Origin of the sequence: Limosilactobacillus oris, assembly GCF_025311495.1 — a bacterium.
Classification (GTDB): Bacteria; Bacillota; Bacilli; order Lactobacillales; family Lactobacillaceae; genus Limosilactobacillus; species Limosilactobacillus oris_A.
Map to the genome: position 1 here is coordinate 1,089,618 of NZ_CP104398.1, position 21,839 is coordinate 1,111,456.

General features: G+C 51.1%; 20 protein-coding genes. 7 read left to right on the plus strand and 13 right to left on the minus strand.

Annotated elements, in window-relative coordinates:
• Positions 1-134: 134 nt before the first annotated feature.
• Both N4599_RS05525 and N4599_RS05530 read right to left on the minus strand, forming a co-directional pair.
• Positions 135-2,750 (minus strand): YhgE/Pip domain-containing protein, encoded by a 2,616-nt coding sequence (locus N4599_RS05525; RefSeq protein WP_191364179.1) that lies wholly within the window; start codon positions 2,748-2,750, stop codon positions 135-137.
• 27 nt (positions 2,751-2,777) lie between these two features.
• Complete coding sequence (locus N4599_RS05530) at positions 2,778-3,317, minus strand: TetR/AcrR family transcriptional regulator (protein ID WP_003712949.1); 540 nt, start codon at positions 3,315-3,317, stop codon at positions 2,778-2,780.
• 315 nt (positions 3,318-3,632) lie between these two features.
• Here N4599_RS05530 and N4599_RS05535 point away from each other — a divergent pair, with 315 nt between their 5' ends.
• Together N4599_RS05535 and N4599_RS05540 are read left to right on the plus strand one after the other, a co-directional pair.
• Complete coding sequence (locus tag N4599_RS05535) at positions 3,633-4,685, plus strand: aldose epimerase family protein (protein ID WP_260898342.1); 1,053 nt, start codon at positions 3,633-3,635, stop codon at positions 4,683-4,685.
• Between the two features lie 21 nt (positions 4,686-4,706).
• Positions 4,707-4,943, plus strand: coding sequence for a PspC domain-containing protein (locus tag N4599_RS05540; RefSeq protein WP_191364177.1), 237 nt, complete (start codon positions 4,707-4,709; stop codon positions 4,941-4,943).
• Between the two features lie 153 nt (positions 4,944-5,096).
• On the opposite strand, the gene N4599_RS05545 is transcribed toward N4599_RS05540, so the two are convergent.
• Both N4599_RS05545 and N4599_RS05550 read right to left on the minus strand, forming a co-directional pair.
• Positions 5,097-6,164 (minus strand): mucin-binding protein, encoded by a 1,068-nt coding sequence (locus N4599_RS05545; protein WP_260898343.1) that lies wholly within the window; start codon positions 6,162-6,164, stop codon positions 5,097-5,099.
• A gap of 636 nt (positions 6,165-6,800) precedes the next feature.
• Positions 6,801-8,195: an FAD-binding oxidoreductase gene (locus N4599_RS05550; RefSeq protein WP_260898344.1), complete on the minus strand. Its 1,395-nt coding sequence runs from the start codon at positions 8,193-8,195 to the stop codon at positions 6,801-6,803.
• 328 nt (positions 8,196-8,523) lie between these two features.
• Between N4599_RS05550 and N4599_RS05555 the strand changes: the two genes are divergently transcribed.
• Both N4599_RS05555 and N4599_RS05560 read left to right on the plus strand, forming a co-directional pair.
• The gene (locus N4599_RS05555) at positions 8,524-9,087 is read left to right on the plus strand and encodes a cadmium resistance transporter (protein WP_260898346.1); all 564 of its coding nucleotides are present in this window, start codon (positions 8,524-8,526) and stop codon (positions 9,085-9,087) included.
• 11 nt (positions 9,088-9,098) lie between these two features.
• Positions 9,099-9,428, plus strand: a complete 330-nt coding sequence (locus tag N4599_RS05560; protein WP_191363260.1) for an ArsR/SmtB family transcription factor — start codon at positions 9,099-9,101, stop codon at positions 9,426-9,428.
• Between the two features lie 190 nt (positions 9,429-9,618).
• On the opposite strand, the gene N4599_RS05565 is transcribed toward N4599_RS05560, so the two are convergent.
• From N4599_RS05565 to N4599_RS05585, 5 genes are all read right to left on the minus strand, one after another.
• Positions 9,619-10,461: a DUF6681 family protein gene (locus N4599_RS05565; protein WP_260898348.1), complete on the minus strand. Its 843-nt coding sequence runs from the start codon at positions 10,459-10,461 to the stop codon at positions 9,619-9,621.
• A 17-nt stretch (positions 10,462-10,478) separates the two neighbouring features.
• Complete coding sequence (locus N4599_RS05570) at positions 10,479-10,916, minus strand: hypothetical protein (protein WP_260898350.1); 438 nt, start codon at positions 10,914-10,916, stop codon at positions 10,479-10,481.
• Positions 10,917-10,988: 72 nt separating this feature from the next.
• Positions 10,989-11,426, minus strand: a complete 438-nt coding sequence (locus tag N4599_RS05575) for a Fur family transcriptional regulator (protein WP_003712965.1) — start codon at positions 11,424-11,426, stop codon at positions 10,989-10,991.
• Positions 11,427-11,471: 45 nt separating this feature from the next.
• Positions 11,472-12,038 carry a guanylate kinase gene (locus N4599_RS05580; protein WP_260898353.1) on the minus strand — a complete coding sequence of 189 codons (567 nt, stop codon included), beginning with the start codon at positions 12,036-12,038 and terminating at the stop codon, positions 11,472-11,474.
• Positions 12,031-12,453: a bis(5'-nucleosyl)-tetraphosphatase gene (locus N4599_RS05585; protein WP_191363264.1), complete on the minus strand. Its 423-nt coding sequence runs from the start codon at positions 12,451-12,453 to the stop codon at positions 12,031-12,033. The genes N4599_RS05580 and N4599_RS05585 overlap by 8 nt, the downstream gene beginning before the upstream one ends.
• Before the next feature lie 113 nt (positions 12,454-12,566).
• Here N4599_RS05585 and N4599_RS05590 point away from each other — a divergent pair, with 113 nt between their 5' ends.
• Together N4599_RS05590 and N4599_RS05595 are read left to right on the plus strand one after the other, a co-directional pair.
• Positions 12,567-13,958: an APC family permease gene (locus N4599_RS05590; RefSeq protein WP_260898356.1), complete on the plus strand. Its 1,392-nt coding sequence runs from the start codon at positions 12,567-12,569 to the stop codon at positions 13,956-13,958.
• Positions 13,959-14,085: 127 nt separating this feature from the next.
• Positions 14,086-15,402, plus strand: coding sequence for an MFS transporter (locus tag N4599_RS05595; protein ID WP_260898358.1), 1,317 nt, complete (start codon positions 14,086-14,088; stop codon positions 15,400-15,402).
• Positions 15,403-15,478: 76 nt separating this feature from the next.
• Here the strand turns inward: N4599_RS05595 and N4599_RS05600 are convergent, their stop codons facing one another.
• Genes N4599_RS05600 through N4599_RS05615 form a run of 4 tightly spaced genes read right to left on the minus strand, consistent with a single transcriptional unit; the run spans position 15,479 to position 19,261 of the window.
• The gene (locus tag N4599_RS05600) at positions 15,479-16,549 is read right to left on the minus strand and encodes an ABC transporter substrate-binding protein (protein ID WP_260898359.1); all 1,071 of its coding nucleotides are present in this window, start codon (positions 16,547-16,549) and stop codon (positions 15,479-15,481) included.
• Positions 16,546-17,364 (minus strand): ABC transporter permease, encoded by an 819-nt coding sequence (locus N4599_RS05605; protein WP_191363268.1) that lies wholly within the window; start codon positions 17,362-17,364, stop codon positions 16,546-16,548. Before N4599_RS05605 ends, N4599_RS05600 begins: the two co-directional genes overlap by 4 nt.
• Positions 17,361-18,170 (minus strand): ABC transporter permease, encoded by an 810-nt coding sequence (locus N4599_RS05610; protein WP_062812480.1) that lies wholly within the window; start codon positions 18,168-18,170, stop codon positions 17,361-17,363. Before N4599_RS05610 ends, N4599_RS05605 begins: the two co-directional genes overlap by 4 nt.
• Positions 18,170-19,261 (minus strand): ABC transporter ATP-binding protein, encoded by a 1,092-nt coding sequence (locus N4599_RS05615; protein WP_260898364.1) that lies wholly within the window; start codon positions 19,259-19,261, stop codon positions 18,170-18,172. Before N4599_RS05615 ends, N4599_RS05610 begins: the two co-directional genes overlap by 1 nt.
• A 152-nt stretch (positions 19,262-19,413) precedes the next feature.
• Between N4599_RS05615 and N4599_RS05620 the strand changes: the two genes are divergently transcribed.
• Positions 19,414-21,822: a Xaa-Pro dipeptidyl-peptidase gene (locus tag N4599_RS05620; RefSeq protein ID WP_260898366.1), complete on the plus strand. Its 2,409-nt coding sequence runs from the start codon at positions 19,414-19,416 to the stop codon at positions 21,820-21,822.
• The last annotated feature ends 17 nt before the right edge of the window (positions 21,823-21,839 follow it).

Genomic DNA, 21,839 nt, shown 5'->3' on the forward strand with positions numbered 1-21,839 from the left:
TTGGGGTTGGTCAAACGCTGATTTGTCAGCGTTTGAACTGCCAGCCAGCTACTGCGCTGAGGCATTACTAACTTTAAAATATTAAAGAGGCTGAGTTAATTCCCAGCCTCTCATTTACTTAATACGCTAAATCACTAATCCTTCTTTGACTGAATACCGCCGTCATTTTCCATCTCATCCAAGAATTCCTGGTTCTTTTCCAACTTCGGGTTGATGTTGAAGAAGTGGTGATGAATACCGAGCATTCCGGCCAGCAACAAGAGGTTGAAAACGACCGCAATGCCGAGCAGGACCAGGTTGCAGAACAGGGCGTAGTGGGCACCGATTCCGCTACTGATGGACTGCCGTAAGCCCAGGATGGAGTAAGTCATTGGCAGGTACCAGTGGATGACGTTGTAGAACTTCATCGTTACTTCCATCGGGAAAGTCCCACCGGAACCACCAAGCTGCAGCATCAAGAGGACCATGGCGACGAACCGACCAGGGTTATCGAAGGTCATCGATAGGAACATCACGATCGCCATCGAGGCTAAACCGAAGCAGATGCTCGTGGCGAAGAGGGACGGGATATGGTCGGTCGTCAAACCACAGGCCAGCATGATGGCATCTTCAATTACCGCCATCAGGGTAACCGCCACGGCACCGACGAGGACCTTGCTTGCCCACCAGGCAACCGCCGAGTGGCCCTTTTCTGCCACCCGCCGAATTGGGTAGATGAAGTTGAAGACCAGGATCCCAACGTAGAGGGCCACGGACAGAACATATGGTGCCAGAGCGTGCCCATAGTTTGGCACGTAACTGTAATTCTTGTGTTTGACAGTCGTTGGCTCAGCAAACATCTTCGCCGTCTTACCAGTTGGCTTGATGTTGTTAATGGCCTTGGCCCCCTTGCCTAACTGACTTGCCAGTTGACCGGCGCCTTGGTTAAGCTGGGTAATCCCGCTGACTAAGGCCGGTGAATTATCAGCCAGTTGCTGGGTCCCGGCAGCTAACTGGTTGATCCCGCTAATCAGACTTGGCACTTGTGCATTTAGCTGGGCCAATGCGCTGGCGAGCTGGCCGGCGCCGGAAATCAGAGCCGGACTGTTGGCAACGAGCTGGTTGGCGCCCGCACCGGCCTGGGCAACCCCCGCCGTGTACTGGCCAATCCCGGCGTTCAGAGTATTAGCACCCGCCGCGGCGGTATCGACGCCGTTCGTGTACTGGTTGACCCCCGCGTTTAACTGATTAGCACCATTAGCTAACTGTTGAGTTGCACTCGTCAGTTGACCAGAAGCACTATTTAAAGCATTGCCAGTGTTGGTTTGCAAGGCCTGCAAACTATTTTGCAGCTTTTGGGCCGCTTGGGCAACGTTGACAGTGGCTTGACCACTTTGACTTTGGGCCTGCCTAACCGTGCTTTGCAGGTGTGAAATCTGATCTTGAACCGCACTAATTCGACTAACTAACTCACTATTATTTGACTGGTTAGTAGTAGTGGTACTGCTTTGTCCACTCGGTGCAGCAGCGGCAGCACTAACCACGGCATCGATTTTGGCTTGGTCACTCGGATTTTGCGCCTTGACACCGCTCAGTGCCGTAGCAGCAGCCTTCAACTGCGAGTTGTCAGTACCAGCATTAGCGCTACGCGTCGTGGCTGTCGCTGGTGTTGCAGCAGCCTGTTTGACCCCATCCAGGGCAGTATTAATTGCACTTAGGGCCCTGAAAAGCTGGTCAAGTTGCTGACTGCTTTGGGAGAGTGGCCGCAGGGCATTGGCCAATTCGTTCGCGTTGGCACTAATTTCCTGCGAACTAGCGGTCATCTGCCCCTGCAATTGTGGAATCAATCCCATAACGCGGTTGTTTAACTCTGTATTCCCCGCGGCCAATTGCCCAGCACCAGAGCGCAGGGCGGCTGAATTACCACTCAGCGTGTTCAGGCCACTAGCTAATTGGCCAGCACCGCCGCTAAGCTGGCCAGAATTAGCCTGGAGCAGGCCCAAACCACTGGCCAACTGGCCGACACCACCAGTGTACTGCTGAATTCCGGCCGCCAGTTGGGAGCTTCCCGCTGCCAGCTGTTGGGCACCACTAGCCAACGGGGTTACGGCCACCTTCATCTGTTGGACACCGTTATTGACCTGGTAGACACCGGCAACATATTGGTTGACGCCGTCGCTCAGGGTCACAATCCCGTCGCTCAATTGGTGGGCACCATCCGCAGCCTTAGTCATCCCCTTGCCAACAACGCCTAATTCCTTAAACATCGCCTTGGCGTAGGCCTGGGTCACCTGAGAACGAATGCTGGTGTTTAACCGGCTCGTCCCGATTTCCGTCATCACCTGACCGATGTAGTTCAAAGAACCGTTCGTTTCATAGTGCAGCTTCATCTGCTTCGGGTTCTTATCCATCACGGTCGTCGCGTTTTCAGAGAAGTTTTCGGGAATCGTGATTACGGCATAGTATTGCCGGTGGTGAAGACCGTAGTCGGCCTTCTTCTTGGACACAATCTCCCACTTCATCTGGTGGTTCTTCCGCAGCTGGTCAACCGTTTGCTGACCAACCGCCATCTTCTTTCCCTGGTACTCCACCGGTACATCCCGGTTGACGACCGCAATCGGCAGGTCCTGGGTACTCCCGTACGGATCCCAAACTGATTTCAGGAAGAAGATACTGTACAGAAACGGTAACAGGCAAATTACAGAAATAGATAATAGCAAAATATGGTTATGAAAAAGATTCTGTACTTCTGCCTTGATCATCTTGATCATTTTCTTTCCTCACCTCATCTAATTAACTTACTTTGCTGAAAGGGAAAGCACAGACTGCTTAGCAAAGTTAATGAACTCTTCCGTTGGCACATCGTAATTATTCTTTTGCCACCAATAGAAGGCCCCGATAATCGACCCGCTAAAAACGTAGGCCATCATTTCGGGATTGCTGGCCTGCTGTAAGGCCTTGATCACAGTGTCCTTCGTCCCGTGGTCCCGACGGTCAAGCAGCACCTGGCTAAACACCTGCAGCATTTCCGTATACAGCGAGCTGTGGGAATTGCTGGATGCCAGGTGGCGAATCATATCCTTGTGTCCATCAATGTAGAGGACAAATTGCTTAACGACGTCCTCCTCTGATTCACCGGAGTCGGCAATTTGACTGATTTGTGCATCCATCGTCTGCTCCAGCAAATCGTACTTATCATTAAAGTAACGGTAAAAGCTGCTCCGGTGCAGTAGCGCCTCGTTGCAGATCTGGTCAACCGTCAAGTGGTCAAAGGAATTCGTCTCCAAGAGCGTTAACAAAGCATTCTGGAAATCCCGAACGGTCCGTGTCACGCGCATACGTTCACCTCCCCCTGTAGCATTTCAATAAAGAACAGTGTATACCGTACGTTAGCAAGACAACAGAATTAATCGGGTATACAAGTACCATCATAATACAAATCAACGAAAATGTTCCAGAAAAGTCACCACCGGTTGACATACCAAGAATTTTCTGTCAAAATACGGCACCCCTCCGGCAATATGCTACAATTTAACTGAGAGTGGGACGACGCGCAGCAAGATAACTTAACTTGTCAGCCAGCTGCTGCACTGTTGCATTTCCATTTTAAAAATTAGTGAAGAATTTCCAACTTCTTCCAGGAGGCGCTTATCGTGAAGGTTGAAAATGTAAAGTTCGGCAGCTATGAGGACCGTGACGTGATTAAGTACACACTGACTAATGACAACGGCGTTAGTATCAGCGTACTCAACTTCGCCGGAGTTTGGCAGGCCTACATGGTTCCCAATGACGAGGGCGGACAGGTCAACCTGCTGCTCGGTGCCGACAACATCGAAGCCTATGTCAACCCTAATAACGCACCGCTGTATGTCGGTCGGATTGTTGGCCGTTTCGGCGGGCGAATTGCCAAGGGCCAGTTTGCCATTGACGGTAACAGCTACCAGATTCCCGCTAACGAGGGCGATAATAGTCTGCACGGTGGCGCGAATGGCCTTAGCCAGCAGTTCTACGACGTCACGACTAGTCAAGATCAAGAAAAACTGCAGGTAATTTTGACGACCACCATTGGCACGGCAGTCGACCAGTTACCCGGTAACGAGACCATTAAAATCACCTACACCCTGGACAATGATAACGGGGTCACGATTGACTTTGATGGTCAAACCGACGCTAAGACCCTCTTTAACCCTACAACCCATGCCTACTGGAACCTTTCCGGCGAAGCAAAGACCATTCAAGGGCACGTGTTGACGTTAAATTCGACCTACCACCTGGAGCTAGATGATGAGAAAATTCCCACCGGCCGGAAACTTTCCAACAAGAACACCCCGTTTGACTTCTCCCACCCGACCGTCATGGGGACGGCCTTACAAGAAATGCAAGAACAACACGTGCCAGAAGGCGGATTCGATGATATCTTCGTCGTCCTCCCTAGCAACCGGCTGGCCCACGAGCCAGTGGCAACCTTGATGGACGCCGCTTCGGGCCGGAAAATTAAAATGTATTCCGACCGCAACGGCCTCGTCGTGTACACTGCCAATGGGCAGCACGCGGATGGCTTCAACCGTCCCGCTGGACAATGGTTTGCCATGGCGATGGAGGGGCAGACCCTTCCTGACACACCGCACCACCCACAGTTCGGTGACATCTCCCTGCGGCCGGGTTACCCGCAACACTACCAAATTCACTATGACTACTTCGCTTAATACGGAATTGGAGGTTATCTTATGCAGAAAAAACTAACTAAGTCCAAGGACAAAGTCTTTCTCGGGGTCTGTGGCGGTATTGCCGACTACCTCGGTGTTGACCCGACAATGATCCGGCTGATTGCGGTCGTCCTGATTGCCTGCACCGGTTTCTTCCCGTTGACCATCATTTACCTAGTGGCAGCGGTCATCATGCCAGATTACCAGGAAGCAAGCAGCCATAATGATCCAGTTGACGGCGAATTTAAGGAAAAGTAGCCTCAGTAATGCTAGTGCTGCCGTTTCGACATTAACCTAATTAGGCAATCTTGAGCTAATATTTTAAGCGTGATGAAAAGGGAGCGGAACAGTTGTCAGATTTGACTTCTGTTTCGCTCCCTAATTTCTATGGCGCTTCAGTTATCTAGTTTCCTAATTTTTCCGCTTCAACCCGGCCAAACCAAAGGAAGTTAATAGCGCTAACGTACCTAAAGCAATTAGCGAACGGTCATTCTGGGCTCCGGTTTGCGGCAATTGAGCAGTTGCTGATGAATTCTTATTCTGGCTTAGCTTGCCGTTAGTCTGGCTGGTCGACTTCGTTGAAGTGGCAGTCGAGCCTTGATTGCCATTTGTCCCTTTAGGAACAGCAACCTGGTTCTTAGTGTAGGTAACCGTCTTTTCAATATCAGTACTATTACCGTCAGCCGGCAGAGATTCTATTTGAGCTTGGTCAGGCGTGTACTCAGCAATCACCGGGCTAGTGACTGCTGGGAAGGTCGCAGTGGACCAAGGACCCCAGGTAATTTCTCCCGTGACCTCATCTTTTGAACCAGTCCGTGTGAGCGTGACGGTTTCAACGTGATCAGCCTGTGCCTTGCTCCCATCGCTGTAAACATAATGAATCGTCTCTGTCCGCACTTGTTGGTCGCTCACTTCTGACCGCCTGTGCTTTAAGTGCACGATGACATCCTGGTTATCAGCGGCCTTAAAAGTGTACGAATCCTGCTTCCCGCTGACATACTCGTAGTGATCTGGAATCGTGTATGTCAGACTTACCTTGTGATTAGTCAGCCCATTCACTGGGACTAATTCACCTACTTGCTTCCCATCTTCATCATCATCCACGTATTTAATATTAATCTTTTGCGGATCTGGTTCGTAGTAAACATTGACCACAATTGAAGTATCCAGGTTTGGATCCGGGCGATAACCAGGAACGTAGTTTGAAACAATCCGTATTATTTCATGCCCATGAGGAGTAGAATCCTGTTCCACTTCAAGCAAAACATGATAACCAGGAACTGTTGGCACTACAGTTGGCAGCATATCAGTTGGCTCATAGCCAACCGTTTGAAAAGGAGTTAGCGAAGTGACTTGACCATCAACGGTAATCGTCGTGCTCCCATCAGCTTCAACATGAATTTGGCTGTCAGTTAACCCAGAATTGACCGCTTTGATGTTAGCGATGATTGTGGCAATTTGGCTGTCATTCAATGGCATTATGTTAGCCCCAACCAAAATTGGGTCTACTTTAGCAATATTCACGTTGATGGTTTGGGTAGGAGCGGACGGAGCAGCTCGCCCCCTACTTGTAACATTATTAGTCACGGGAGCTGTCTGATTATCATTGCTAATGTTATTTGTAGTAGGTCCATTTGACGGTGCAGAGTTATCCTGAACGGTGGTTGGGTTACTATTGGCCGCCTTATTTTCTGTAGGAGCAACTTGACTAGCTTCGCCACTAGCTACCGTGCTGCTATCAGTATCAGCATAGGCGTTGCCTTCCCCAACTAAAAATAGTGTTCCTAATAAGACTGATGCGACCCCGATGCTTAACTTCCGAAGGACAAATTTCTATTTTCTTTGTCCACGTTGGCAAGCATTCATTAGGTAGTTTTTCTTTGAAATCATGATTAATTCAACTCCTCCTCAATTTATTTTTATTTTCAATTGTAACATTTATATTTATCTAATGATAGTCATTGCAGATTTTATCTCAGCCTTTCACGCCCTCAAATAAAAATCACCATCCATAAAGCAATAATCTCCCTACTTTACGGATGGTGAATTCCAGATTCAAATGTAAGTGGCGAAAATTTTCTGCCTTAGCACTGTAACTAGCGTGTCCAGCCACTACTAGTTGATTTTTCTCTTAGGATTAAGCAAATTCATCGGGTCAAATAGGGCTTTTACCTGGTGTTGGAGATAGTCAACATCGGCACCCAGTTCGACATTATTCCATTGGTTTTTGAGCATTCCGACTGAATGTTCCCCAGAAATTGTCCCCCCTAGTTCTAAGGCCTTATTAAAGAGCTTTCTAAGTGCTAGGGTTACCCCTTCCGGAGTTTCCTTAATATCCTGACTCCAAGTTAATGTTGGGTGAATATTACCGTCTCCCGCATGCCCAGCAGTGAAAATCTGGATACCCGTTTCTTCACTAACTTGTTGGATATAGGCAACCAGCTCCGCTAATTTAGAAGTTGGGACGGCCATGTCTTCCATCACGGCATTTCGACCAGTGAAGATGGCTAGCAGCATTGCTTGCCGCAGTTCAATAATCGCGGCCTGTTCATCTTCGTCACTTGTCATTTTCACGTTGCTTGCCTGGTAACGCGTCAGAATCTTTTCGACCGTAGGCACTGTCAGATCATTAATCATATCAATTTTAAAAATCAGCGCCGCCCCAGCAGCTTGCGAATAAGTCGTTTGTTTAAACTGATCAATCGCCTGCAAAGTATTGCTGTCCATTGCTTCCAACATTGATGGGTATAGGCCCGCCATCCGTAAGTCAGTAGTTGCTTTGGCTAAGGTTGGCATATCCTTGAAAAAGGCCATCCCCATTAATGATTTACCTAATGGTAACGGCATTAATTTCACCGTGGCTTCCACAATCACACCGAGGGTCCCTTCAGAGCCAATAAATAATTGCGTAAGGTTATAGCCAAAGGCCTGCTTACTGGTTTTGCCACCGAGGTCAAGGACCCGGCCATCAGCCAGGACGACTTTTAAGCCAAGGACATTGTCACGGGTGGAACCATAACGAACGCCACTTAACCCACCGGCATTAGTCCCGATATTACCGCCAATTCCGGAAAATGGTTTTGAGGCTGGGTCCGGTGCGTAGAAAAGCCCATGTTTCCGGGCTTCCTTATCTAATTCACCGTTGATCACCCCGGGTTCAACCACAGCGTAGCCGTCCTCAACGTTAAGGCTTAAAATTTTATCCATGGCAGCCGTCGATAAGATGATGCCACCATTGACCGCATCCGCACCAATGACCGTTGAAGTAAAGCGGTTTTGAGTAACTACTGGGAGGTGGAATTTACGGGCAGTCTTTAACGTGCCCTGGACATCAGCGATACTCTTTGCTTCCACATAAGCGATTGCCGGTTGATGGTCCCCGGCCAACTTACTACTATATGACTGACTTTGTAAGGTTGTCGGATCATTTTTTACTTGGCCATCTTTAACCACTGTCTTTAGAAAGTTAATAATATCTGCTTGATCAAAAGCTGAAAATTGAGTTTCCATATTAATTCCTCCCTATCAAAGCTAAAATTTTAATCATCTTTACTAACTTTTAGTAAGCTGTTACCATCAATATAATCTTTACTTTCTAAAAAGTCAAACTAAGTTGGCTTAGCCTTTGATTTGATAATATTTTCCCCCGTTGACTAACTGAGCCAGGATAGGCTAGTCACCCATATTAATTTTTTGTCTTTCGTAAAATAATCGTGATCGTGCGGTAAATCAACTACGGGCTACCTTGACGGAGTGTTTGCCCCTCCCACCACTCTTGAAAATATATCAAAGATGGAATATAATATATTTCGATTTTGATATATATGGAGATGACCATATGAATTGGCTTGTTTTTGCAATTACTTTTATTGGGGTCAACCTTGACTTCTTTTTTATTCTCTTATTCTTGCTAAAAAAATACAAAGTACGTGATGTTATTTTAGGCTATGTCACTGGGGTGCTGATCTTAGTAGCGGCTAGCTTCTTTCTTGGAAAAATCCTGGCAATTTTTATGCCAGAGTGGCTCCTAGGAATCTTAGGTTTCCTCCCAATTTGGATGGCAATCCATGATAATGATGAGGAGGCCAACCAAACAGAGAAGGCATCACCAATCTTAACTGTCTTGATTACTTACCTAGCCGTTTGTGCTGGGTGCAATTTGTCAATTTTATTACCAATTTTGATTGGTGTAAGTCTCATCCACTTTGGTGAAGTCCTGCTATTTGTAATTGTCTTTACCACTATTATTGTCCTCCTCCTTAAAGGAATTGGTGAGATTCCAATCGTAAATAACTTTATGTCTAAATATAGTGAAATTTCAACTAAGATTGTTTATATTGGAGTGGGGCTCTATGTCGTTTGGGATAGCGGCCTAATCTCCCACCTAATTGGGTTATTATAAGGAAAATCACTATGGATACTTCAGACAATCTAATCAATGAAGCGGCTAAGATATACAAGGTACTAAGTAATCCCACTCGGATAAAAATTCTATATTTCCTGCGCTATCAGGAAATTGATATTCAAGTTAATGATATTGTCACACAACTCAAAATCGCCCAGCCGGTAATCTCAAAACAGCTGGGAATCCTGCGGCGTTATCAACTAGTGCGTAACCGTAAAGAAGGTAATAAGGTCTTTTATATTCTTGATGACCCGCACGTAGTCGAAATGGTTGATGACATGCTTAACCACGTCAAGCACGAAATCAAGGGGTTGCCTCACCCGAAAAATTTATATTAGCCACTGCTTAACAACAAAAGCACTCTCCATCAACCCAACTAGGCTCACGGAGAGTGCTTTAATTATCATTGAATACAAAATTGGCCGGCCAAACACTGACTTACCAATGTTCGGTCGGCCAACTACTATGCTGGGAAACCATTAGCTAGCAAGTAGTTACGCGGTTAGGTTAATTCCCCGCTTTTTTAGCTTACCCGTTGATGTTTCGTTCCCGGTAAGCCACCTGGGCGTTCAGCCGGTAATCTGCCGTGGTCAGGATCGTTGAGTCCCGCCGACCAGCGATTTTATGCGGTCCGGCAGTAACTGCTAGCCCGGCGAGGTAAATCCGGTATTTTTGGTGGGCTGAATGAACGTCAGTCAAGCCAATCCGGACAATGTGACCAACTGCCCGCCGCTCCATCTGGTTGATCCCGATGTAGATTTCCAAGCGGTGCCGCAACCGGTCATGTTCCAGCTCGAAGTACGGTGGGACCGAGTGGGTATTGAGGGCCTGGACTGGCTTCCCAGTCTCGTTGTACTGCGCGATAATCTGGGCCTCATCCAGGCCGTTATAGTCATTAACAAAGATGCCGTTTGTCAGCAGCTGGTCGACAACCCGTTGCAAGTTGTGCTGTTCGTAGTCATCAATCGCCACCACCGCAGGAATTGTGTTATCCCCGCTAAACAGGCCGTTAGACTGGTTGGCAATTACTGGTCCAGCCTGCGCAGCCCGGCCGTTGCCCACCCGTTTACCATTGCTATCAAACTTCTGTCCCGTGATTTTTGCAAAGCGGGGCGAGATAAAATCAAACTGGGAAGTTTTTCCCAGGAAATAATAAACAAAGTTGAGGTAGAGGAAGTAGGTGATCGCCACCATCGCAAGACAGTACAGGAAGCCCCGCAGCCAGACCTGGTTGGCAAACAGCCGGAAAGTTACGTAGACCAGGTAGATATCGCCGGCGCTCGCAATCCCGATATAGATACGGGCCTTGAGCTTGGCATCCAGGTTGAAGTAACTCAGTGATGAGTTGATCATATCAAGAAAACTAAACATGGTAACCCAACACCTCCTTATTGGTCATTGCCAGCGGCCGTTCCAGCCTGCTGGTTAGTAGTTGTCCCGGCACTATTGCCCCCGGTGCTATTAGTCTGGTTACTATTACCGCTATCGTTATTATTGGTCGTCTGCCGAGACTGGTTGCTGTCAGTATTATTATTATTCGACTGCTGGGTACTGGTCGTCGGCGTGTCTTGGTCATTGTCAGCGGTCGACCGGTTATTAGCCGAACTGCTGTTATCATCAGTCGTGTTATCACTGGATTTGTCTTTATCACTATCACTATGACTATCAGCTGGATTTTGGCTAACGGACCGGCTAGAGGTGCTGACGACTTTGGCCCCTTCCGTCGTGTGAGTAGCTTTATTAACAACCACGTTCGTTGCTCCCAGCGCTAGGACCAAGGATACCAGCGCAAACGGCGTTACCAACGGTGGAATTTTTGCTGCCATATTACATTCTCCTTTTCTCAACCTATATCATAACCGATTTTGTGTGATGTAAATGTTAAGGAAGATTGAAATTTATTGTAAGTGCTTGCGGCGGCATTCGGCACAAATTCCCCGCAGCTCAAAGGTATGGCCCGTAATCTGGGCCCCTGGCAGCTGTTGGGCATAGTAATCCATCTCCAGCGGTGGCATCTGGATTTCCTGTACCCGGCCGCACACTTCACAGATGAAGTGGTGGTGGTGGGCCGCATCACAACGGTATTTGACCTGCATTTGGTCATTATGCTGACGCAACTCCACAAGGTCCAGCCGCTCAAACTCCTTTAAGTTCCGGTAAATTGTGTCGTGACTAAGGCCCGGATAGGCTGCCCGGAGCGCATCATCAATGACCGTAATGTCTTGATAGTGTTCCGGATCCGCGGTCATAATTTTAAGCATCATTTCCCGCTGCTTGGTCCAGCGTAAGTGCTGGGCACGCAGCTTCGCCCGGGCCTGTTCAACTAGCTTATCCAATTGCGCCACCTCCTTACCGAAGTACCCATTCTACCATAATTAACCTTAATCCGTTACTGTCTTGCCCACAATCTGGCGCAAGCGTTTCGTTGTCGTTGCCCAATCATCGTTCGTGACCACCTGGGCAATTCCCTGGAGTTCCGCTGGCAAATGCAGATCCCGCTGGTATTCCAGGCTATGGAGCCGGGATTCAATCGCTGTCCGGGCATCCCCCCGTTCAGCCATCCGGTGGGCTAAGGCCGCCAGCTTGCTGACTGTCAAAAAGATAATCGTCACCCGCGCACCTAACTGCTGGTAGTAAGTCACCGCCCCCTTAGTGTCAAGGACAATAACGTCGTCTTGGCCCTGCTGCCAGCCCTCTGCTAACCCCTCTAATGAAGAGCCATAACGGGCCTGGTCATAGGTCACCGCCTCCAGCAGGTGGAGCTTAGCCATCGACTGGGCAGTTTCAAAGTGGTAGTCCACCCCGTCACGTTCACCCGGCCGGGGCAGCCTGGTCGTGTGGGTAATGACCCGGTGGAGGTGAAATTCCGTCCGCAAGTAGCGGGCGACGGTGGTCTTCCCTGAGCCCGCCGCCCCGCAAATTACAAATACCCGTCCCTGCTTAGTCATTGTTCTTCGTCAGGTGGGCATTGACCTGGTCTAACAGCTGCTTGAGGTTATCGTAGGTCAGTCGTTTGCGGGCGTCCTGGTAGTTAAACCAGCCGCAGTTCTTAATTTCTTCGGCCTGCAGGTGAATATCCTCCTGGGCGGTCAAGTCCGCGGTGAAGAGGGTCATCTGCTTGCGGTTGCCATTGGGCAGGTCGTATTCAGTGTAAACTTTGAAGCTGGTGTCGATTGGCAGGGTCAGCTGGGTTTCCTCCTTGATTTCCCGCGCCGCCGTCTGCTCTAAGGTCTCATTGCCCTCGACGTGGCCCTTGGGGAAGCCCCAGAAATGCCCCTTATTTTGACTCTCCAACAACAGGTACTCCAATTCACCGGCGTTGTGGCGGTAAACCACTGCTCCACTGGTTACTTCAATTGCCATCGTTTAACCATCCTTTTAATAAATAATTAATTCTCTAATTGACTTTTAATCTTATTCTTGGGTATCATGGAATAAGATATTTTTGACTATATTATAGCAAAGGTGGTTTGAAGATGCGCTTAAACATTCTGCGGAAAGAAAGTCTTGATCGTTACCTCGGGGTCGACAAGGATTTCGTTAAGTCCATGACGGCGGTTGACTTAATGGCCCTCGGCATCGGTGCCGTGATTGGGACCGGGATTTTTATCCTACCCGGCACGGTTGCCGCAAATTCAGCGGGCCCGGGGGTGACTTTATCATTTTTCTTCTCGGCAATCGTCTGTGCCCTCGCCGCAATGTGTTACGCGGAATTCTCCTCCGCCCTCCCAGTTGCCGGTAGCGCCTACTCTTATGGGAACGTGGTCTTCGGTGAATTTTTCGGCTGGATCCTCGGCTGGGCCCTCGGCTTGGAATACATGCTTGCGGTCGCCTCGGTTTCGACTGGGTGGGCCGCCTACTTTAATTCCTTCATCGCCAGCTTTGGGATAAAGCTACCCAAGGCGGTGTCCGGTCCCTTTGACCCGGCCCACGGTACCTACATCAACCTGGTAGCGATTGTCATCGTCCTTTTAATTAGCTGGATGCTATCCAAGGGAATGCAGTCCTCGATGCGGATTAACAACATTGCAGTTGCCATTAAGATTGCGATTATCGTGATTTTCGTGGTGGTTGGTCTCTTCTTCATCAAACCGGCTAACTACCACCCCTTTATACCTTACCACATGAAGGGGGTCTTCCACGGGGCAACCGTCGTCTTCTTCGCCTACCTCGGCTTTGACGCCGTTTCGTCGTCAGCCGCGGAAGTCAAGAACCCGAAGAAGAACATGCCGGCAGGGATTATCGGCACCCTGGTTGTCGCCACAGTCCTGTACATGGCCGTTTCGGTCGTCCTGACGGGGCTGGTCAAGTATACCAAACTGGACGTGGCGAACCCGGTCGCCTACGCTCTGGAAATGGTTCACCAGGACTGGATTGCGGAACTGCTGTCCATCGGGGCTTTGATTGGGATGTTCACCATGATGGTGACAATGATTTACTCCAGTTCCCGACTGATCTACTCCATCGGCCGTGACGGGCTCTTGCCGTCATTTCTCGCTAAGCTCGACGACAAGCACCATGTTCCCCAGCAAGCTCTCTGGGTGGTTTCCATCATTATTGCGTTAATGGGTGGGTTAGTTTCACTAGACCAGCTGACCAGCCTGGTTAATATCGGGACCCTGCTGGCCTTCCTCTTCGTTTCCTTCGGGATCATCCCCCTGCGCCGGCGAAAGGACATCGGTAACAAGGGCGGTTTCCGCGTTCCCTTCTACCCGATCCTGCCAATTATCTCCGGTTTGGCCTGTCTGGGCATGATGGCAATGCTCTCCAAGGAAACCTGGATTGGCGCCGGCATCTGGTTCGGCCTCGGTATTATCCTCTACTTCAGCTACGGATACTGGCACAGCAAGCTCAACCAGGAGCGGTAATTTGGCAAGTTAAAAATCAGAAGCGCTAGGCAGATTTGCATCGCTTCTGATTTTTTGTTAGGGTAAACCTATTATTTTCACAAGGAGGAATCAATTTATTTGGCCCCGCCTTGCGGCCAAATACTCTATGAATAATTTGAAAAAAGACTACAAGAAAGCACCTGTCTCTCCCGTCCACCGCGGTATTTTCCTTGCCCTGATTCTGGGGCAAATCGCCTGCGGCTACGCCCTCGGCATCAGCGGTACTGGCCTGGCCCAAGCCCAGACAGTTATTTCGCTAAGCGACTTTTGGGTCGGTCTCATCGGCGCCGGCAGCCTGATTGGACTAGCCGGCAGCGCCATTATGGGGACAATCGCCGACCGGTTCGGCCGGAAAGGGATGTTGATGTTGAACATGTACCTTTTCTCTGTTCTTTCATTATTGCAGCTGACCACGACTAACCCGTGGCTGCTCCTGTTGCTCCGGATTTTAATCGGGCTAATGATTGCCATTGACTATACAGTGGGAAACGCCTGGCTGGTGGAATGGATGCCAGAAAAAGTGAGTGGCCGTTTCCAAAGCCGCCTAATCATTTACTGGACAATCGGCTTTATTGGCGCATACATTGCCGGAATTACGATCACAGGCTTCGGCGCCACTAACTGGCAGGTGATCCTGGCTTCTTCTGCCGTTCCCGGGTTGATTACCGCAATCTACCGCAGTCTCTACCGGCTCCCAGCTTCGCCTAGCTGGATGGCAACCCACGTTAACAATGACGAGGCCCAGCAGCTGATTCAGGAGAACCTAGGCCGGAAGTGGGGGCTTTCTAAAAAGCTACTCGCTAGTAAGGCCCCGGCGAAAATTTCCTGGAAAATCCTCTTTACCAAAGAATACCGCCGGCAAACGCTCGTTGGCGGTCTCTTCTATGCCTGCCAAGCCTTTGCCTTTTTCGGCATCAGCATCTTCCTGCCGCTACTCTTATCAGAGATGAAGCTAGGCAACGGCCACCTCTCCGGAATCATCTACAACCTCTGTGTCCTGGTTGGCGTACTGGCAGGGAGTTGCGCCTTTAAATTGCTTAGTCGACGGGCAATGCTGCTGACCTGCTTTTTCCTGCCGACCTTCTCCCTAGCCGCAATGATCCTCGGTACCCAGCTTGCTGCGGGAGTGCAATTGGCAATCTTTGCCTTCTTTGCGACTACCCTTTCAGCTGGATTAGTCCTTGACTATCCCTACCCGACTGAACTGTTCGACCTGAAAGTACGGGCAACCGGTGTGGGGGCCTGCATTACCATCAGCCGAATCGGTGCTGCCAGCGGGACATTCTTATTGCCAATCCTCACAAATCTCGGTGGTGCGCGTTTAGCAATGATTGTCTGCGCAGTAGTCCTCACAATTGGTGGTTTTATCTGCCTGCTGTGGGCGCCGGAAACCTCACCACGCTACCAAAAATCAACCAACTAAATTTTTACCTTTGCAAGAATAAAGTGCAAAAAAGGTGAGCCCCTAACTTAACCATCCAGGGCTCACCTTTTTATTTCTACTTAGCAAACATCTTAAATTCCAGGAAGAGGTCGTTATACACGCCCAGCGTCTTGAGGGGCAGGTCACGGTAAACCTGGAGGTGGTTCATCGTCTTGGCAGGTGGGTAGAAGGCCCGGTCAGCCGTTACCTGTTTCGGCAACCTCCGCCGGGCCGCCGCGTTCGGGGTCGCGTAACCAACGTATTCCGCATTTTGGGCCGCGTTGGCCGGTTCCAGCATAAAGTTGATAAAGGCGTAAGCCGCGGCCTTGTTCTTAGCCGCACGGGGGATGACCATGTTATCAAACCAGATGTTGCTTCCCTCGCTTGGCACGACATAATGCAGGTGGTGGTTAACCGACATCATCTCCCGGGCATCCCCAGAGTAGGTGACCCCAACCGCTGCTTCATCCTGTTCCATGTACATCTTCATCTCATCAGCAACGATTGCTTTCACGTTTGGCGTCAGGGTCTTCAAATGATTCTGAGCCTTTTTGAGTTTCGCGTAACTGGTTGTGTTGACCGACTGTCCCTGGGAAATCAGGGCCATGGCGAAGACATCCCGGGCACTGTCGATCAGCATCAGGTTATTCCTGAGCCGGGGATTCCACAGCTGGGACCAGTGCTGGACGTCCTGGGCCCGGACTTTCTGGTCGTTGTAGATAATTCCCAGCGTCCCCCAAAAGTACGGGACCGAATAGCGGTTTCCCCGGTCGAAGGGCTGGTTGCGGAATTCAGGGGCAATGTAGTGGAAGTTGGTCAACCGGCGGTGGTCCAGCGGGGCCAGCAAGTTCTCCTTTTTCATCCGCTGAACCGTATACTCGCTGGGCACTACCAAGTCGTAGTTAGTTCCCCCCTGGCGGATTTTCGTCAGCATTGACTCGTTGCTATCAAAAGTTTCGTAATCGACCCGGTAGCCGGTTTGCCGTTCAAACTTGCTGATCAGTGCCGGATCAATGTAGTCGCCCCAGTTGTAAATCGTCAGCAGGTTGGCCGTGCCGCCCCGCCGGTGGTTGAGCGCCCAATCGCCAAAAGCCAAGGCCGCGCACAGGGCGACGATTCCGCAGATCACCGCGAAAAGTTTTTTCATTGTGCGTCCCCCTCCTTAACGGTTATAATCCGGTTCCGCCGCCCGCCATGCTTGCTGATAAAGTAGTAGCCCAGCACCAGCAATAGCGATACCAGGAACATGATGGCGGATAGGGCATTGATTTCTAGGTTAATCCCCTGCCGTGCCCGGGAGTAAATCTCCACGGACAGGGTCGAGAAGCCGTTTCCCGTGACAAAGAAGGTCACCGCAAAGTCATCCAAAGAGTAGGTCAGGGCCATAAAATAGCCGGCCCCAATTCCGGGAGTGATGGCGGGCAGGACGACCTGGGAAAGGGCCTGCCAGCGGGTCGCACCGAGGTCGTAGGCAGCGTCCACCAGGGTCGGGGAAAGCTCATTGATTTTCGGCAGGACCATCAGCACCACGATTGGGATACAAAAGGCAATGTGGCTTAGCAGGACGGACACAAAGCCGAGCCGGATTCCCAGCATGGTAAAGAAGATCAAAAAGCTCGCCCCGATGATGACGTCCGGCGACACCATCAGGACATTGTTTAAGGACAACAGGCTGTTGCGCCACTTCCCCCGGGTATTTTTAATCGCCAACGCCCCCAGCGTCCCGATGATGGTCGCAATCAAGGACGCCAGCAGGGCAATAATAATGGTGTTAAAGACGATTGTAATCATCCGGGTATCCCCAAAGAGGTCCGCATAGTGGCGCCACGAAAACCCGTGGTAGTGTTCCATCGTGGTCCCCGCGCTGAAGGAGAAGACCACCAGGTAGACAATGGGCGCGTATAAAATGACAAAGACCAGGGCCAGGTAAAGTCCCGACCAGGTAAAATGACGCTTGCTCATCGGCGGGTGCCTCCCTTCTGCTTAGTCTCTCCGGTAATGAACATGACGATAAACATGGCAATAATCAAAATCATCCCGATGGTCGATCCCATCCCCCAGTTCTGGGTGGTCAGAAAGTGCTCTTCAATCGCCGTCCCCAGGGTAATCACCCGGTTGCCCCCAATCAGGCGGGTAATCATAAAGAGGGAGAGCGAAGGAATAAAGACCGCTTGGATGCCGGCCTTGACCCCCGGCATTGACAGCGGCAGGACCACTTTGCGAAACGTCTGCCACTGGCTGGCGCCGAGGTCCTTGCTGGCATTGATCAGTGATGGGCTGATTTCGGCCAGCGAGTTAAATATCGGCAGGACCATAAAGGGAATTTCAATGTAGGCCGCCACAAACATAAAGCTGGCATCGGTAAAGAGCAGCTGGTGGCTGCTCAGGCCAACGAACTGCAGGAACTGGTTGATTGACCCGGACCGGCTAAAGAGGCCGATGAAGGCGTAGGTTTTCAGCAAGAGGTTGATCCAGGTTGGCAAGATCACCAGGAGGAGCCAAAACTGCTTGTTTGGCAAGTGGTTAAGTACGTAGGCCGTCGGATAGCTGATCAATAGGGTCACCAGGGTAATCAGAAAGGCGTACCAGATGGAGTTGAAGGTCATCTTCAAGTAGACCCGCGAGGTCAGGTAGCTGGCGTAGTTGCCTAGGGTAAAGTGCCCGCTGATGTCAAAAAATGATTGGTAGAAAATCAGAACCAGCGGCGCAATGACAAAGAGGACGATCCAGAGCGCGTAAGGGACGATAAAGAGTGTTTTTTGCCGCATCAGTCGTCCTCCTCATAGCTGTCCAGCCGGGCATCAAAGTCGGCCTCGGTTTCGTTGTAGCGCATCACGTGAATATCCTCGGGGTCAAAGCTGATTCCCACCTGGGCCCCGACCGTCGTCTTATGGATGGAGTTGATTTTCCACTCGTGCCCGCGGACGTCGTGAACCATGATTTGATAATCGACCCCCCGGAAGAGCTGGGTATCCACAGTCCCCACCAACTGCCCCTGTTCAACCGAAGTGATGTCCAAGTCTTCGGGGCGGATGACAACCTCGACCTGTTCATTCGACCGCATCCCCGCATCGACGCATTCAAAGTCCTGGCCGTTGATGGACACCAGGTAGTCCTTCTTCATAATTCCCGGCACGATGTTGCTCTCGCCGATAAAGTCAGCGACAAAGTGGTTCAACGGTTCGTCATAAATATCAACCGGAGTCCCCGTCTGCTGGATTGTACCGTCGTTGATAATCATAATCTGGTCGCTCATCGCCAGGGCTTCTTCTTGGTCGTGAGTGACGAAGATAAAGGTGATTCCCAGTTGACGCTGCAACTGGCGCAGTTCTGTCTGCATGTTGACCCGGAGCTTGTGGTCAAGGGCCGATAATGCCTCATCCAAGAGGAGGACTTGCGGTTCGTTGACGATTGCCCGGGCAATTGCCACCCGCTGCCGCTGACCACCGGACATGGCAGTAATTTCCCGTTCCCCGTAGCCCTCCAGTTGGACCAGCTTGAGGGCCTCCTGAACCCGGCGCTTGATTTCCGCCTTTTTGACACCCCGGATCTGCAAGCCAAAGGCAACGTTTTCGGCCACGTTCATGTGCGGAAAGAGCGCGTAGTCCTGGAAAACCGTATTGACCTGGCGCTGGTTAGCCGGGACATTGTTAATTTTTTGACCATTAAACAGGATTTCACCGCTGGTCGGCTGGTCAAAACCGGCAATCAGCCGCAGGATCGTCGTCTTTCCGGAGCCCGAGGGCCCCAGCAGGGTATAGAACTTCCCCGCCTCAATCGTAAAATCGATGTCTTTTAGAACCACGTTATCGTCGAACCGCTTTTCAACGTGGCAGAATTCCATAATATTTTTCGCCATTAGCTATTTCCTCACAAAGTTCTGAATTAAGTCAAGCACCTAAATTATACCGTTAATTAATGAAAAAGTCGGCCCTGCTGCCAGAGAAAATGTTTACAATGGAAAGGAGAGTTAAATTATCAGTAGTCCTGTTTTTAAATGAGGTGAACCAAATGAAATTCAACCAATTTAGCATTATCGGCGCCAGCCCGGCCCAGGAACACCAGGAGTTGGCAATGCTGCACCTGTTGCGGGCGGAGGAAGTCGACCAGCTGACCCCCAGCGAGCTCTTCGAAACCCTACTTGTCCGCACCCGTTTAGGTATCAACAGCCCACTGACCGCCGCGGAATGGCTGCACGACCTCCTCGCTACCCCGACCTTGGCCCTCGACGACTGGTTTAAGCTGGGGACATCCCTGACGACTGATGTTTTTTACCGGGTCGCCTTTCAGCTGTTGCGCTTCGAACCAGAAGTCGATTTTCAGCTAGACCAGCCCGTTGCCAGCTGGCGAAAGTTGAATTTGCCGCTCCGGGAACACGAAGCGTGGACCAGCGCTGATGTAGTCGACGCTTTCTACCTCCTTCTCAATACCCGGGCCAAGAATGGTCAAAACTACTTGGACCTGCTGACGGCCCACGGCTTTTTGACCTGGACCTACGACCTGCCAGCTGAACAAAAGCCGCTCTTTTTTAATGGCAAACCCATTGCCAGCTACGACCCCCAGCAGTTTATCCGGGAAGTCGTCTACGTGGAAACCGACATGGATACCGACTTTGATGGTCAGGCTGACCTGGTAAAGGTGGAAATTATGCGGCCACGGGAATCTAATATTAAGAAGGTTCCGGCAGTGTTTACCGCCAGCCCGTACAACCAGGGAACCAACGACGAATGGGGCGAAAAAGCAACCCACAACGTCAACCACCCCCTCACCCATAAAACGGCTGACCAGCAGGCCCCAGCTGAAGAAGAATTCCCAACCACCTTTGCCTACCACGCCGTCAAGGGAGAGGCCCAGGAGGCCACCACCAGCTTCACGGGTACCCCTGCCTATACGCTGAATAACTACCTGGCGGTACGCGGCTACGCCATTGTTTACGCAGCCGGAATTGGAACTAAGGATTCAGACGGCTTCCAAACCTGCGGCTCGCCAGAACAAACAGCGTCCATGAAGGCCGTGGTCGAATGGCTGCACGGTGACCGCCGCGCCTTTACCGACCGGAATAGCGGCTATACTATTACAGCCGGCTGGTGTAACGGCAACGTCGCGATGACCGGCCGGTCCTACTTAGGCACCCTCGCAACGGCCGTGGCGACCACCGGAGTTGCCGGCCTCAAAGCAATTATCAGCGAAGCCGCCATTTCGAGCTGGTACGACTACTACCGAGAAAATGGGCTGGTCCGGGCCGCCGGGGGCTTCCAGGGGGAAGACGCCGACACCCTCGCTGACGAAACATTCAGCCGGACGAAGCGCCCCGCTGACTTTTTCCGGATCAAGGGCCGTTACCTAAAGTATGTTGACCGGATGGCCGCTGCCATGGACCGGCAGACTGGCAACTACAACGACTTCTGGGCTGCCCGGGATTACCGGCCAGCAATTGCCCACATCAAGGCCGCGGTCATGATGGTGCACGGGCTCAACGACACCAATGTCAAGCCCAGCAACGTCAAGGCCTTAGCGGACGGGCTGGCGCATTTGCCGGTGACCAGCAAGCTGATCCTCCACCAGGGCCAGCACATTTACATCAATGCCTTCCAATCCCTCGACTTTTCGGAAATGGTCAATCTCTGGCTGGCTAACAAGCTCTGGGGACTGGACAACCACGCCGATAAGGTCCTGCCGAGCGTCCTCGTCCAGTCCAACCTGACACCGGCAACCTGGACCAGCTACGACCAGTGGACAGCAGGGCAAACGGTCAACTACTACCTCAAGGGGCAGACCTTGACCACAACGCCGAACGATAACGAGGATGACATTCAAAAATTCACCGACCGGCAAGCGGATAGCACCTACCATGACTGGTGCAAGCACCCAGCCAAGTGGCAGGCCGCCCTACTCCATGATGCTGGCCGGTTCAGCCGCCACTTTACCAGTGCTCCACTTAGCCGGGACACCCTGCTTCGGGGAACGCCACGGCTGACCTTGCAGGTATCTTCCTCCGCCGACCACGGCCTGATCAGTGCCCTGCTGGTCGACCGGGGACCTGCTAAACGTCTGACCGCGTCACCTGTGATCATCAACCGGGGCGGCCTACCACTAGGCTACCACTGGGCCAGCGATGACCTCCGTGAGTTCCAGTTGCAAAAGGCCCCAACGGACTACAAAGTCGTCAGCCGTGGTCACATTAACCTGCAAAACCGTCACGGCGCCAGCCAAACCGACGAGCTCTTTGCCGGCCAGCTGGTGACGGTCGAATTTGACCTCCAGCCACTGTTCCACCGTCTGGCAGCTGGGCACCAGCTCGAACTAATTATCTACGCGACTGACTACGCCTTCACCCTGCGTGGCAACGAAGCCATCAGCTACCGCTTGCCGGTTGCTAATGCCAAATTAACCATTCCGGGCAGCCAGCAGGTTGGCTAGGCCAAGGGCTGTTCTTA